Here is a 14,132-nt window from a genome sequence, read left to right on the forward strand (position 1 = left end):
ATAAGATTTGTTGGCAAAAATATCAGCCAAATAAGGCAATACTTTTATGCTAAACGGGCTCTAAATAGTCCACGAGAAGCTGAAGGTTTCGTTGCCCACGAAACTCATTTATATCTAGCTTATAAACCAGCCGCACCTGACTAGCCAATTCATTTGGCCATTTTTCTAAGTCCACAAAAAAACTAATCGCATCAAGCATAATGCCACTATTAGGCTCTCTCACCATGAGTTTTAGATGCTTTTCTCCCACAATACGCTGTTGCAAAACATCAAACACCCCATCAAAGCTAGGTTCTGGGAACGCCTGCCCCCATGGTCCAGAAAGCCGAACTTGCTCTGCAAAACTCAGGCTAAAATCTTCTGCGGAAAGAGCACCATCAGTAAAAATAGCCGCCTCTAGTTGCTCAGGCGTTACCCACTCCGTAATAATGGCATCAAAGGCCAAACGAAAAGCATCATAATGGGATTCTCGAATTGTCATACCCGCCGCCATAGCATGCCCACCAAACTTACTCAGTAACTGCGGATAACGCTTCGCCAATAGATCCAAGGCGTCACGAATATGTACTCCTGAAATCGAGCGTGCAGAACCCTTTAATTCATCTTCCCCCACACGAGCAAAGGCAATCACCGGACGATGACATTTCTCCTTCATTCTAGAAGCGAGAATACCAATCACCCCCTGATGCCAATCCGCATCATAAAAACACATACCATTCGGCATTTCCTGCTCATCATCCAGTAAAGAGGCTAACACTAACTCAGCCTGCTCTTTCATATCCGACTCGATGGCTTTGCGCTCACGGTTAAATTGATCCAACTGTTGAGCATATTGACGCGCTTGATAGGGATGAACCGCTAACAAACACTCAATACCAATCGACATATCATCCAAACGTCCAGCAGCGTTTAGTCTAGGCCCTACGACAAAACCAAGATCCGAGGCCTTAAGACGAGAATAGTCACGATTACCCACTTCTAATAAGGCAAGAATTCCAGCGCGCGCTTGCCCAGCTTGAATACGCTTAAGCCCTTGCTGTACTAAAATACGGTTATTCGCATCCAACGGCACCACATCAGCTACCGTTCCCAAAGCCACTAGATCTAAATAGTCCGCCATTTTGGGCTCTGGTATATGCTGATCAACAAACCAATTACGTCTATTCAGCTCCGCCCTTAACGCTGTCATCACATAAAAGATCACCCCAACACCCGCTAAATTTTTACTGGGAAAAGCACATTCAGGGTGATTGGGATTCACGATGGCATCAGCGGCAGGTAAAGTATCGCTCGGCAAATGGTGATCGGTGACCACCACCTTCATACCATAAGATTTTGCCGCCAGCACACCGTCAATACTGGCGATGCCATTATCTACTGTGACTAACACCGCAGGGGATTTTACTTTTGCTACTTCAACAATTTCTGGCGTAAGTCCATAACCAAACTCAAAACGATTCGGCACAAGATAATCTGGCGCATCCGCCCCCATCGCTTCAAGCGCTAAAATCCCTAAGCTAGTACTCGTCGCGCCATCCGCATCAAAATCCCCAACAATAAGAATTTTCTCACCTGCCATAATGGCATCCGCCAAAATACAAGCGGCAGCCTGCAAATCAAATAATGGCTCAGGGCGTAATAAGTGAGGCAAGCGATAGTCTAACTGCTGCACAGAAGAGACATGGCGAGACATAAACACCCGCTGCAAAGTCGAGGACATATTTCTGGGAAAATCATTCTCTTCGACCAAAATAGGGCGACGTTCTATACGCATAAAAATCTCAAAAGCAGACTAAAATTCAATTAAAAAAGAGAATACCACGAAAGCAAAAGGAAACTCAGCTAGGGAAATCGGATGGAAAAAACCTTAATTGACTTTAGAAAGTAGGAAGGCTAGCCTGACAACTGATGCAGTAACTGCTTTTGCCATGTGCACGAGTACGTTGCTGCATTCTCTGTCCGCATGCCGGCTTACTCAGTCGACATGCGGGCTTTTTATTTCTGCACGACAAGTTTGATTACGCCCCGCCCGTTTAGCACTGTATAACCGATTATCAGCCTGCTTCAATGCTTTATTCAATGACACATCATCAGCCGAGGTAGCCACACCGAAACTCAAGGTAATGTGGAAGCTAAATTCAGCATACACAAACTCATGAGCCTCAACCTTTTTACGTAAGACTTCCGCAAATTCATACGCTTCTTGACCAGAGACGTTACACATAGCAAGTAGAAACTCTTCACCGCCCCAGCGGGAAGCACTGCTATTTTCAGGCATTGATTCCGTTATAAGACGCGATAATTCACTTAAAACATAATCACCAACATCATGTCCATATTCATCGTTTACCGTTTTAAAGTAATCCACATCAGCCAATAACAAATGAATAGTATTAAAGGTACTAACCTCCAAGCGTTGCTGCATTCCCCGTCGATTTAGCAACCCAGTCAAAGCATCCGTTTCCGCCGCCAGCTTCAGTTTTTGTGAAATATCCTTGAGATCTTCGTTATAGCGCGACATGGAATATTCATAAATAGAGGATAAAAAAATCACCACAAAAAATGACATCAGTACTCTAAGTTTTAAACTTACAGGGTAATCATAAGCATGAAATTCTGCCGAGGAAAAAAACATGATAAACACTAAAGCCAGCGTAAAAAGCCCAACCTCGATTAAGCCTCTCTTCATACCATTAAGAAAAAGCGCTATTGCGGGAACACAATACATCCAAGTATGACCTGTGCCATCAACGCCACCGCTATAAAAAAGATAAAGCATTAAAATATAAAGGGGGTAAATGATTAGCCCCCCAGAAAGGATATGATTATGGGTATAACGTAGAATTAAGTAATTAACGACACACAGGAGAGCAATAAAGATCAAAAATAAGCCTAAAAGAGTTTTTCCCTGTAAAAGAGAAGACACACCTAAAGGAAAAGTAAAAAATACGCCGACTATAGCAAATAGGTTAATGACTAAAATTCGGCGAATATCATCAGAAAGAGTGTCAATAGATACGCCTGCATAAAAAAACCTAAGCAATATGGATTTAGGCAGCTCATCCTTTGACCTTAACTCAGTAAACATAGGCGATTTTTTATTTTCCATGCTCTCTCTTACTGCGTAATATTATTAAGGCAACTCAATATCTCATCCTATCTAAATATAGAATATGCTTCACCTATAAACTTATAGCGCTAACAAATCAAAACAAATAAAAAACGCTTATAGATTAGAGGCTAGGGTAAAGCCGTGATAGTAATACAGGAACAACGGTTTCTACCTTTAAAATACGCTCACCTATCTGCACAGATTCCATGCCCATCTCTAACCATTTCCCCACTTCAAATTCATTCCAGCCGCCCTCTGGACCGAGAGCTAACACACAAGGATCTTTGATATCCACAGGGCAAGGCTTTGCGAAATAAGGGTGAGCTAACAGTCCAACCTTTCCTTGTAAAATAGCTGGCAGCTGGTCTTCCACAAAAGGACGAAATCTCGGCACCAATGAACACCTAGGCATCACAGTGTCTTTCGCTTGTTCAAGCCCTTCCATTAAACTCTGACGAATCGACTCGGTTTGTAGAACAGGACTTTGCCAGAAACTTTTTTCCACCTTAGCAGAGTGAATCAGGTACAACTCTTTAACCCCCATAGCACTAATATTTTGCAAAGTACGCTTAAGCATATTAGGCCTTGGTAACGCCATCACTAAAACCATAGGAAGCGGTTTAGGAGGTGATTGGGTCAAACTTATGAAGTGAATATAACCAGGAGAAGTATCGCTTGGAGGCTCATATTGCCCTTCGCCCATTTTGCCGTTGAGCACACCGACTCGGAGAATATCGCCCGACTTTGCCTTAATCACTTTTGAAATATGAGCTTGCTGCCTATCAGAAAGCAGATAGCGACCTTGATCTAACTGGTGCTCAGTATCGAGTAAAATGAGATTCATAAATTAGGTATTTAAAAAGGAGAGAAAGCGACTAGTCCGAAATAGACTAGCCGCTGTAATAGCACTATATTTTTTCAGTGACAAAAGCTTGCACATCAGCAAGGTTGTTTTCAAGAACAGCATAAGACTCTTTACGCTCAAACAAGTCTTTCAAATGCTCTGGCAAACTTGGCGATTCACATGCGGCTTTTTCAACCGCTTCAGGAAACTTAACCGGATGCGCCGTTGCCAAGGTAATCATAGGAACAGCCAGATCCTTCCAACACTGACGAGCTGCTTCAAGGCCGATTGCCGTATGTGGATCTAGTAAATATTGCGTCTGTGCAAAGACATCCGCAATCACTTCACAAGTCTTTTTGTCATCTACCTTATAGCTATCAAAATTCGCTTTAACAAAAGACCAAGCTTCATCATTTAGAGAAACATCCCCCTGATTAAAACGAGCCATTAGATCATCTATCGCAGCGCCATCACGACCATGGGCATCAAACAAAAGACGTTCAAAGTTACTGGATACCATGATATCCATACTGGGCGACAAGGTAACATTCAACGACTGACGGCTCATGTCATTTTCAGCAATCACGCGATGGAGAATATCATTTTGATTGGTAGCAACCACCAATTGATCAATCGGCAAGCCCATCTGTTTAGCCAAATAGCCAGCGAAAATATCACCAAAATTCCCTGTTGGCACAGAGAAAGACACCTTACGATGGGGGGCTCCGACAGACAACGCAGAAGAGAAATAATAAACAATCTGCGCCATAATTCGCGCCCAGTTGATGGAGTTTACCGCGCCTAATTTTGCCCCTTTCAAGAAAGACTGATCAGCAAAACTCGACTTCACCATACCCTGACAATCATCAAAATTACCTTTCACCGCAATATTGAACACATTATCATCAATCACCGTCGTCATCTGACGGCGCTGCACTTCTGACACACGTTCAAATGGGTGCAAAATGAAGATGTCTAAATACTCTGAATGACGGCAGCCTTCAATTGCAGCTGAGCCTGTATCACCAGAAGTCGCCCCAAGAATCACCAGTTTTTCTTTTCGCTCGGCCAGTACATAATCCATCAAACGACCAAGCAACTGTAGCGCAAAATCTTTAAAGGCTAAGGTTGGACCACGAAACAGCTCTAGAATCCACTCGTTGTTACCCACTTGCACCATAGGCGCAACCGCCTCATGATTAAAACCAGCATAGGCATCATTAATCATGATTTTGAAAGCGTCCGCTGGAATATCACTTTCAACAAATGGCCACATCACTTTGAAAGCCAAGTCTTGATAACTAAGGTTGGCCCAAGAGGCTATTTCTTCTTTACTATAACTTGGCAAGGTCTCTGGCACATACAAGCCACCATCATTTGCCAATCCCGCTAACAATACATCCCCAAAAGACAAGGCCGGGGCTTTTCCTCGAGTTGAAATATATTTCATGCTTTCTCTCCTAAAGCAAAGCTTCGACACGGATACGCTGTACAGCACCCGCCACATCGGGCAAAGCTTCAATAGCAGCAATCGCTAAGTTCATATTGCGTTCTTTAACGTCATGGGTCATCACAACTAAAGGCACTAAGTCGCTGCCCTCGCGCTCTCTCTGAACCAAAGATTCAATGCTGATGCCATTGGTTGATAAAATCTGCGTGATATTAGCCAGCACACCAGCCCTATCTTGAATCGTCATATTGAGGAAAAAGCCACATTCAATTTCTTCCACTGGTAAAATTCTCACATCAGACAAAGAATCAGCTTGGAACGCCAAATGAGGAACACGATTAGTAGGGTCGGCGGTTAATGTACGTGCCACATCAATAACATCAGCAACAACAGATGATCCCGTTGGCAATGCACCAGCACCAGCACCATAAGTCAAAGTAGGACCAACCACGTCGCCATGTACCATGATGGCATTCATCACACCATTCACATTAGCTAGCAGCTGTTTATGGGAGATCAAAGTGGGATGAACTCGTAGTTCAATGCCTTGTGCCGTACGACGAGCAATACCAAGGTGCTTGATGGCGTAACCCAGCTGATCAGCAAAAGCCACGTCTTCAGCCGTAATACGGCTAATGCCTTCGGTATAGGTTTTTTCGAACTGTAGTGGAATGCCAAAAGCGATAGAGGCCAAGATGGTCAACTTATGTGCCGCATCAATACCTTCCACATCAAAGGTCGGGTCCGCTTCTGCATAGCCCAGAGCCTGCGCTTCTGCTAACACATCTGCAAAATTACGTTTCTTTTCACTCATTTCAGAAAGGATAAAGTTACCCGTACCATTAATGATACCAGCCAACCAATCAATGCGATTTGCAGAAAGACCTTCACGAAGGGATTTGATGATTGGAATACCGCCAGCAACCGCCGCTTCGAAAGCAACAATAACGCCTTTTTCTTGTGCCTTGGCAAAGATTTCATTGCCATGTTCGGCGATCAGGGCTTTGTTCGCTGTAACAACATGCTTACCGTTCGTTATAGCAGTAAGCACTAACTCTTTGGCAATAGTGGTACCGCCAATTAGTTCAAGAACAATATCAATCTCTGGATTATTAACGACATCAAAAATATCACGGGTAATATCTATTCCGGCAGTATCGCAAGTATCGTTATCACGACGCGCACCGATTTGCTCGATTATAATACTGCGGCCGACACGTCGTGTAATTTCCTCCGCATTGTTACGAAGAATATTAAAACTACCAGACCCCACTGTCCCCAGCCCACAAATTCCGACTTTTACCGGTTTCAAAACAATACCCCACAGAGATAGTTTAATTTTTATAGGGCTCTTTTACGAAGAGCCAAAACTAACTCATTATACCGTCTGTATTGTTCAAACCCAACGAAGAAAAGGCTGAAGACCACTCATGTTTAGTGGAATATTTTGCTATAGCGCTATAACCCTGCCTCTTTTGCCAACTTATCAACAGGTAAATAGCCAGGCAACAAAGAACCATTGGCTAAAATGATTGTTGGCGTGCCTCGTACTCCCACCATTCGCCCCAAGTTAAACTCGTCCGCAACCGGGTTCACACATTTGTTTTCTGGAATGCTTTCTCCTTGCTTTGCTTTTGTTAACCAAGCTTTAGGGTCCTCAGAACACCAGACACTCACCATTTTATTGTAGGCCTCAGAACCAACACCTGCTCTTGGAAAAGCCAAATAACGTACCGTAATTCCCTTCTCATTAAGCGCTGGAACATCGTTATGAAGCATACGGCAGTAGCCACAATCCACATCGGTAAACACCGTAATATGGGTTTTTTCCTGCGCCGCTTTAAAGACAATCATTTGCTCTTCAGGCAAAGCCTCAACCTTGGCGAGCTTCGCCACTTCCGTTTCATTTTCTAGTTGAGTGCCATTAACCTTATACAGATCACCCGCGACAAAATAACCACCATCAGCCGTCATATGTAGCGTCGGTCCAGCTTGCATTTCAACGACATACAAACCAGACGCTTGATGAAATTTGATACTACCCACTTCATATTGGGGAAGGGCTTTTTTTAAGGAAGAGAGCACTTGGGCTTCATCAGCCAATGTAACATTCGAAAACAAAGTCAAAAACGCAGATAAAACTAAGGAAAGAGAACAAAAACGAGAAAACATCGTCATTAGACACCTCAAGTAAAATAAGAAATTATCTACCATTAGGCCATAGGAAAGGGCGTTAGTTCCATACAAAAGAAAGTTAGTGCCATAAAAAAAGGCGACTCACGTCGCCTTTTTTTGATCAAATCAAAATTAACGTTTAGCCAATTTTTCTTTGATACGTGCAGATTTACCAGAACGCTCGCGTAGGTAATAGATCTTAGCCTGACGCACGTCACCGCGACGCTTAACTTCGATGCTTTCAACCAAAGGGCTGTACGTTTGAAAAGCACGCTCAACACCAATACCGCTAGAAATTTTACGCACGGTAAATGCTGAGTTAAGACCACGGTTACGCTTAGCAATTACAATACCTTCATAGGCCTGTAGACGCTCGCGTGAACCTTCTTTTACTTTAACTTGAACAACAACAGTATCACCAGGCCCAAAGGCAGGGATTTCTTTTGTCATTTGTTCAGCTTCTAGCTGCTGAATCAGTTTAGTTTTATTACTCATGGATTTGACTCCTAATAGTATGGTTTCCTACCGGATGAAGGCTCTTCTGTCCGATAAGCTCGCAATTCTTACTCTGCCGAGGTTGAATCTTCAGTTTCGCGAATAAACTCTTCTAACAACTTCTGCTGTACCTTGTCCAACTCAAGTTCTTGCAGAAGGTCTGGCCGGCGCTGCCAAGTTCTTCCGAGCTTTTGCTTTAATCGCCAGCGTCTAATCTCCTCGTGGTTGCCACTAAGCAGCACAGATGGCACAGGTTCACCATTCAATACTTCAGGGCGAGTATAATGCGGGCAATCAAGTAAACCATCAGCAAACGAATCCTCGTCAGCCGATGCCTGCTTACCCAGCACTCCGGGCACCATACGAAATACAGTATCCATGAGCACCATTGCCGGCAACTCACCACCACTTAGGACAAAGTCGCCGATGGACCACTCTTCATCAATCTCAGACTGAATCAGTCGCTCATCAACACCTTCATAACGACCTGCTACCAGAATAAATTCTGCTTGTTTAGCAAGCTGCTGCACACCTTCTTGAGTCAGTGTGCGCCCTTGAGGGGATAGATAAATAACTTTTGCATTGGGCACCAATAATTTGGCACTCGCAATGGCATCTTTGAGAGGTTGAACTTTCATCAACATCCCAGGACCACCACCATAGGGCCGGTCATCCACTGTCTTATGTTTGTCATGGGTGAAATCACGAGGATTAAAAAAATCCACTTCAACCAACCCCGACTTAATGGCTCTGCCTGTTACACCATATTGGGTAATGGCCTGAAACATCTCCGGAAAGAGCGAGATAACGCTAACCTTCACGTTGTGACCTCAGCCTGTCTGTTTAAAATTCTGGATCCCAATCTACCATCATTTGCTCTTGCTCTAGATTAACTTCTAAAACATAAGTGCCTGGGGCATAAGGAATCAAGCGTTCTTCACGATCAAAGCTACCTTCACACGCACGGACAACAATCACATCGTTCGCACCAGTTTCCATAAGTTGAGAAACCTTGCCTAAGAGGACACCCTCTTTGGTTATGACCTTAAGACCTTCCAGCTGACTCCAGTAATAATCACCGTCTTCTAACGCTGGCAGCTCTTTCGCATCAATGTAAATGTCCACACCGCAGATCTCTTTTACTTGATCTCTGTCGTTATAACCCTTTACTGATGCAACCAAACCACGCCCTTGCAAACGTCCTTGGCCAAATTCTACGGTTTTCCACCCACTAGGAGTTTTCAACCACCAATGCTTGTAATCAAAGATCCCTTGCATTGGTTCAGTGTGTGAATATAACTTCACCCACCCTTTAACACCATAAACTGATGTAATGCGTCCAACCACAAGGGCTTGCTCAGGAGCGGCCACCTGTTTTAAAGCAGACATAGCATTACCTCAGTATTAAGCGTTTGTACTAGCTTCTTTAACAAGCTTAGCAGCACGGTCAGAAAGTTGAGCGCCTTGGCTAACCCAGTGGTTTACGCGATCTAAATCGATGCGTAGACGTTCTTCTTGACCACGAGCGATAGGGTTAAAGAAACCCAAACGTTCGATATAACGACCATCACGTGCACGACGGCTATCAGCCACGTTCAAATGATAGAATGGGCGCTTTTTAGAGCCACCACGAGAAAGACGAATAGTTACCATATTATTGGTTCCTTATTGCTTAACGAAACGCCTCTTGCCGAGTCGATTTTTGACTCATACTACAAGAAGGCGGCATATTCTAGTCGATTCACTAGAAAAACGAAAGGGCGAATTGCTCGCCCTCCCACTTAAATTAGCAGTTTTTTTGACACTTCCAATAAAAACAACTAGATAGTGCTATAACTTGGGGAAGCCACCACCGCCAGGTAGGCCACCACCGGGCATCATCCCCCCCAAACCTCGCATCATTTTCTTCATCCCACCTTTGGAACTCATCTTCTTCATCATTTTCTGCATTTGCTTATGTTGTTTCAAAAGGCGGTTCAAATCTTGGATCTGTAAACCTGCGCCCGTTGATATGCGTTTTTTACGAGAACCATTAATCACATCAGGGTTACGACGTTCGACTGGCGTCATGGAGTTAATTAGAGCCTCCATCTGAACAAACATCTTGTCGTTCACCTTGTCTTGAATATTCCCCAGTTGCCCCATGCCAGGAAGCTTATCTAACATGGAAGTCATCCCCCCCATGTTTTTCATTTGCTGAAGCTGCTCTTTAAAGTCTTCTAGATCAAAGCCTTTGCCTTTTTTCAGCTTACCTGCCAGTTTTTCCGCTTTCTCTTTATCAATTTTTTGCTCTGCTTCCTCGATTAAGGAAAGCATATCGCCCATACCAAGAATCCGAGAAGCAAGACGATCTGGGTGGAAAGGCTCTAAAGCGTCGGTCTTTTCACCCACACCCAAAAATTTAATCGGCTTACCTGTAATATGACGAACAGATAAAGCAGCACCGCCACGGGCATCACCATCCGTCTTGGTTAAAATAACACCGGTTAAAGGCAGAACATCACCAAATGCTTTCGCGGTATTCGCTGCATCTTGACCTGTCATGGCATCGACCACAAACAAGGTTTCAATTGGATTAACCGCTGCATGAAGGGCTTTTATCTCTGCCATCATGTCGCCATCAATTGCCAAACGCCCAGCGGTATCAACAATCAATACATCTTTATGGGCCTTCTTTGCATAATCGACCGCATTATTAACAATATCAATGGGCTTTTGCGACAGGTCACTGGGAATGAAATCGACACCGACTTCGCCAGCCAGTGTTTCTAACTGCTTGATCGCCGCAGGACGATATACGTCAGCACTGACTACCGAGACGGATTTTTTCTCACGTTCCTTTAAGAACTTGGCTAACTTGGCCGCCGAGGTGGTTTTACCCGCCCCTTGCAAGCCCGCTAGCAAGATAATCGCTGGACGTGCAGCACGTAAGTTTAGCTCGTCATTGGCTTGACCCATGACGTTTTCTAACTCTTGCTTAACTATCTTAAGAAAAACCTGACCCGGGCTTAAGCTTTTAGAAACCTCAGTTCCTATCGCACGTTCTTTAACCGCAGCAATAAAGTCTTTTACCACTGGTAAAGCAACGTCCGCTTCAAGCAGTGCCATGCGAACCTCGCGCAGCACTTCTTGGATATTGTCTTCCGTTAATTTAGCTCGACCTCGAATGCGATCAAGCGAGGATGTTAAGCGATTCGATAAATTGTCGAACATATTGCCCTCAAATTTTTGGCTCTAAATGGAAAAAACCTATCATCACGGTTTATCCAAGGTGAAATTGGCCCTATTATAGCGGATAAATGATTATCACCCTATACCTTTACCCAGCGGAACCCTTAGTTTCATGACTCAATTATCGCTTTGGCTTGCCTTTATTGTCTGTTTAGCCGCAGGTGCGACCTATTATTTCCGCCCTGAGAGTCGCCACACTCAAAATTTGGGAGCGATAGCAATTGCGCTACACACCCTATCTCTCACCCAAGTATTGCTACATAAAGATGGTTTTAATTTTTTAACCATAGGTATGTTAATTGCTATAATTGGCAATAGTTTGCTTTGGTTCAGCAACCGCGACAAAGACTTATCATTGCTTATCACTGCCGCATTCCCACTCACTGCTATTATTATTGCACTCAACGCCATTAGCCCTTGGGATTTAAAACAACTGCACAGCGCCTCTTGGGGGACCAGCGCCCATATCCTAATTGCATCCGTTGCCTATAGCTTATTCACAGCCGCTTGCGGCGTCGGTATTTTGCTCGCCATTCAAGAATACCAACTTAAACACCACAAACTAAAACAATTGCTGCGAGTACCACCATTACAAGTACTAGAAAGGCTGATGTTCGAATTTATTTGGGCTGCCTTTATTTTACTCACGGTCACCATAGCTACTGGCTACTATTTTATTGAAGATATGTTTGCCCAACACCTAGTCCATAAAACTTTTTTCACTATCGCTTCTTGGTTTGTTTTTGCAGGGTTATTACTCGGCCGACATTTCGCGGGATGGCGCGGCCAGCTTGCGGTTAAGCTGACACTAAGCGGTTTTTTCTTATTAATGTTAGGCTACTTCGGAAGTCAAATTGTCTTACAAATTTTGCTAGTAAAATAAGTCATGTGTGAAAGTCATTTGACAGCACCTTTTTAAGCACTAATAATCCATCTATCCTAATTATTGAGGCACCCCCTTCTTGAACGATGTCCCCTTAGGTATTCTTGCTGGAATACTCTTTTGTCTAATCTTACTTTCCGCTTTTTTCTCCAGTTCAGAAACAGGAATGTTGTCGCTTAATAAGTATCGACTCAAACACCTAGTGAAGAGTAACAATCGATCTGCGATCAAGGTCAGCAAATTACTCGAACGCCCCGACCGCCTGCTAGGCTTAATCTTAATAGGAAATAACTTTGTTAATATTTTAGCCTCTGCTATTGCCACCGTTATCGCGGTGCGCATATGGGGAGACGCTGGCATTGCCATTGCAACTGCCGCTTTGACCATGATCGTTTTGATTTTTGCAGAAGTGACACCTAAAACCTTAGCGGCAATGCACCCAGAAAAAATTGCCTTTCCAGCCTCCTGGGTACTAACAATTTTATTGAAGGTCTTTTACCCTCTCGTCGTTCTGGTCAACATGCTATCTAATGGATTATTACGTCTGATTGGAATAAACGCTGCGCAACACGCCCATGACGCAATGGATTCGGAAGAACTGCGCTCTGTCGTTAACGAAGCCAGCGGTTTAATTCCTGCCGCCCACCAAGAGATGCTTATCTCCATCCTCGACCTAGAAAAAGTCTCGGTGGAAGACATCATGGTGCCACGCAACGAAGTCATAGGTATCGACATTGATGACTCAATTGAAGAAATTATTGAGCAAATTTGCCAAAGCCGCCATACACGCATGCCAGTATATAATGGTGAAATAAACAAGGTCATAGGCATTTTGCATGCTCGCCATGCAGCGACATTCCTACGCGACCCAACACCATCTAAAGCCACCCTTTTAAAAGTAACTGTGGAGCCCTACTTCATTCCGGAAAGCACCTCACTGAACACAGCACTACTGAACTTTCAAAAGGATCACCAGCAAATGGGGGTTGTCGTTGATGAATATGGCGACGTTCAAGGTATCGCTGCACTCGAAGACGTACTAGAGGAAATCGTTGGCGAATTTACGCCCCCTACACTAGACGAAGAAGAAGAAATACAACCTCTAGATGATGGAGCCTTTAGAGTAGAAGGCTCTACTCACATTCGTGAAATCAATAAAACCCTAGAATGGCACCTACCCACTGACGGCCCTAAAACACTCAATGGCCTTATTATAGAAACCCTAGAATTCATTCCAGAGCACCCCATCACCCTCTGGGTCGGACATTACCTCATTGAAATTCAAGAAATTGAAGACAAAGTTGTAAAATTTGCCAGATTACAGGTCAAACATTAAGGAAATGTCATATGAGATACTGCCCAAACTGCGGACATGCTGTCGATATGCTTATTCCTCTCGGGGATAACCGTGAACGTGCAGTATGCCCAAGTTGTGATCATATTGATTATGACAACCCTAGAATAATCACAGGGACCATTCCATTATTTGACGGCAAACTGTTACTCTGCAAAAGAAACATAGAACCACGCTTAGGCTACTGGACACTGCCAGCAGGCTTTATGGAAAACCAAGAAACCACCAGCGAAGGCGCATTACGGGAAACACTGGAAGAAAGTGGATCGGTAGCCATCTGCAAACAAGCCTTTAGCATGATCAGCATTCCTCATATCAATCAGGTGCATTTGTTCTATCTTGCTGAATTAGAAAGGGAAGACTTTCACATCACAGAAGAAAGCTCTGAAGTTGCCCTATTTGAGCTAGACCAAATTCCTTGGGATCAACTGGCCTTCGGCAGCGTCAGTAAGACATTAAAGCTCTTTCTCGAAGACCATAAAACAGGCCTGTACGGCTTCCATGAAGACACTATACTCATCGACTCAGTGGCTGAATAAATTCTTCGCCAGCACACGTGAGAAACTAAAGAAACAAGCTCCTTAGGCC

General features: G+C 44.0%; 14 protein-coding genes. 3 read left to right on the plus strand and 11 right to left on the minus strand.

All coding sequences use genetic code 11. The features are described 5' to 3' along the window. Positions 1-49: 49 nt before the first annotated feature. The 11 genes from recJ to ffh form a co-directional block, all read right to left on the minus strand. Positions 50-1,774, minus strand: coding sequence for a single-stranded-DNA-specific exonuclease RecJ (gene recJ, locus I8J31_RS14590; protein ID WP_199469321.1), 1,725 nt, complete (start codon positions 1,772-1,774; stop codon positions 50-52). 201 nt (positions 1,775-1,975) lie between these two features. Next, the gene (locus tag I8J31_RS14595) at positions 1,976-3,109 is read right to left on the minus strand and encodes a GGDEF domain-containing protein (protein WP_233402804.1); all 1,134 of its coding nucleotides are present in this window, start codon (positions 3,107-3,109) and stop codon (positions 1,976-1,978) included. A 124-nt stretch (positions 3,110-3,233) separates the two neighbouring features. Then, entirely contained in the window at positions 3,234-3,956 is a 723-nt protein-coding gene (locus tag I8J31_RS14600; RefSeq protein ID WP_199469322.1) for a 16S rRNA (uracil(1498)-N(3))-methyltransferase, read from the minus strand. Between the two features lie 64 nt (positions 3,957-4,020). Continuing rightward, positions 4,021-5,406 (minus strand): threonine synthase, encoded by a 1,386-nt coding sequence (thrC, locus tag I8J31_RS14605; RefSeq protein WP_199469323.1) that lies wholly within the window; start codon positions 5,404-5,406, stop codon positions 4,021-4,023. A 10-nt stretch (positions 5,407-5,416) separates the two neighbouring features. Continuing rightward, the gene (locus tag I8J31_RS14610) at positions 5,417-6,718 is read right to left on the minus strand and encodes a homoserine dehydrogenase (protein WP_199469324.1); all 1,302 of its coding nucleotides are present in this window, start codon (positions 6,716-6,718) and stop codon (positions 5,417-5,419) included. Between the two features lie 146 nt (positions 6,719-6,864). Next, on the minus strand, positions 6,865-7,584 hold the full coding sequence (locus I8J31_RS14615; RefSeq protein WP_233402805.1) for a thioredoxin fold domain-containing protein: 720 nt from the start codon (positions 7,582-7,584) through the stop codon (positions 6,865-6,867). 129 nt (positions 7,585-7,713) lie between these two features. Continuing rightward, positions 7,714-8,076 (minus strand): 50S ribosomal protein L19, encoded by a 363-nt coding sequence (gene rplS, locus I8J31_RS14620; protein WP_199469325.1) that lies wholly within the window; start codon positions 8,074-8,076, stop codon positions 7,714-7,716. Between the two features lie 68 nt (positions 8,077-8,144). Continuing rightward, the gene (gene trmD, locus I8J31_RS14625; protein ID WP_199469326.1) at positions 8,145-8,897 is read right to left on the minus strand and encodes a tRNA (guanosine(37)-N1)-methyltransferase TrmD; all 753 of its coding nucleotides are present in this window, start codon (positions 8,895-8,897) and stop codon (positions 8,145-8,147) included. 22 nt (positions 8,898-8,919) lie between these two features. Then, positions 8,920-9,465, minus strand: a complete 546-nt coding sequence (gene rimM / locus I8J31_RS14630; protein ID WP_199469327.1) for a ribosome maturation factor RimM — start codon at positions 9,463-9,465, stop codon at positions 8,920-8,922. Between the two features lie 15 nt (positions 9,466-9,480). Then, positions 9,481-9,729, minus strand: a complete 249-nt coding sequence (rpsP, locus tag I8J31_RS14635; RefSeq protein WP_199469328.1) for a 30S ribosomal protein S16 — start codon at positions 9,727-9,729, stop codon at positions 9,481-9,483. A gap of 177 nt (positions 9,730-9,906) precedes the next feature. Further along, positions 9,907-11,289, minus strand: coding sequence for a signal recognition particle protein (gene ffh / locus I8J31_RS14640; protein WP_199469329.1), 1,383 nt, complete (start codon positions 11,287-11,289; stop codon positions 9,907-9,909). 130 nt (positions 11,290-11,419) lie between these two features. On the opposite strand from ffh, the gene I8J31_RS14645 reads away from it, so the two are divergent. The 3 genes from I8J31_RS14645 (at position 11,420) to I8J31_RS14655 (ending at position 14,083) form a co-directional block, all read left to right on the plus strand. After that, positions 11,420-12,190 (plus strand): cytochrome C assembly family protein, encoded by a 771-nt coding sequence (locus tag I8J31_RS14645; RefSeq protein WP_199469330.1) that lies wholly within the window; start codon positions 11,420-11,422, stop codon positions 12,188-12,190. A gap of 79 nt (positions 12,191-12,269) precedes the next feature. Next, the gene (locus tag I8J31_RS14650; RefSeq protein WP_199469331.1) at positions 12,270-13,526 is read left to right on the plus strand and encodes an HlyC/CorC family transporter; all 1,257 of its coding nucleotides are present in this window, start codon (positions 12,270-12,272) and stop codon (positions 13,524-13,526) included. An 11-nt stretch (positions 13,527-13,537) separates the two neighbouring features. Then, the gene (locus tag I8J31_RS14655; protein ID WP_199469332.1) at positions 13,538-14,083 is read left to right on the plus strand and encodes an NUDIX hydrolase; all 546 of its coding nucleotides are present in this window, start codon (positions 13,538-13,540) and stop codon (positions 14,081-14,083) included. The last annotated feature ends 49 nt before the right edge of the window (positions 14,084-14,132 follow it).

This window comes from Marinomonas transparens (genome assembly GCF_016463975.1).
GTDB classification, from domain to species: Bacteria; Pseudomonadota; Gammaproteobacteria; order Pseudomonadales; family Marinomonadaceae; genus Marinomonas; species Marinomonas transparens.

Excerpts from the sequence above, each read along its gene's own strand:
- recJ (WP_199469321.1), bottom strand. The coding sequence starts at position 1,774 with ATGCGTATAGAACGTCGCCCTATTTTGGTCGAAGAGAATGATTTTCCC.
- ffh (WP_199469329.1), bottom strand. The coding sequence starts at position 11,289 with ATGTTCGACAATTTATCGAATCGCTTAACATCCTCGCTTGATCGCATT.
- thrC (WP_199469323.1), bottom strand. The coding sequence starts at position 5,406 with ATGAAATATATTTCAACTCGAGGAAAAGCCCCGGCCTTGTCTTTTGGG.
- I8J31_RS14615 (WP_233402805.1), bottom strand. The coding sequence starts at position 7,584 with ATGACGATGTTTTCTCGTTTTTGTTCTCTTTCCTTAGTTTTATCTGCG.
- rpsP (WP_199469328.1), bottom strand. The coding sequence starts at position 9,729 with ATGGTAACTATTCGTCTTTCTCGTGGTGGCTCTAAAAAGCGCCCATTC.
- I8J31_RS14600 (WP_199469322.1), bottom strand. The coding sequence starts at position 3,956 with ATGAATCTCATTTTACTCGATACTGAGCACCAGTTAGATCAAGGTCGC.
- I8J31_RS14645 (WP_199469330.1), top strand. The coding sequence starts at position 11,420 with ATGACTCAATTATCGCTTTGGCTTGCCTTTATTGTCTGTTTAGCCGCA.
- I8J31_RS14595 (WP_233402804.1), bottom strand. The coding sequence starts at position 3,109 with ATGGAAAATAAAAAATCGCCTATGTTTACTGAGTTAAGGTCAAAGGAT.
- rimM (WP_199469327.1), bottom strand. The coding sequence starts at position 9,465 with ATGTCTGCTTTAAAACAGGTGGCCGCTCCTGAGCAAGCCCTTGTGGTT.
- rplS (WP_199469325.1), bottom strand. The coding sequence starts at position 8,076 with ATGAGTAATAAAACTAAACTGATTCAGCAGCTAGAAGCTGAACAAATG.
- I8J31_RS14655 (WP_199469332.1), top strand. The coding sequence starts at position 13,538 with ATGAGATACTGCCCAAACTGCGGACATGCTGTCGATATGCTTATTCCT.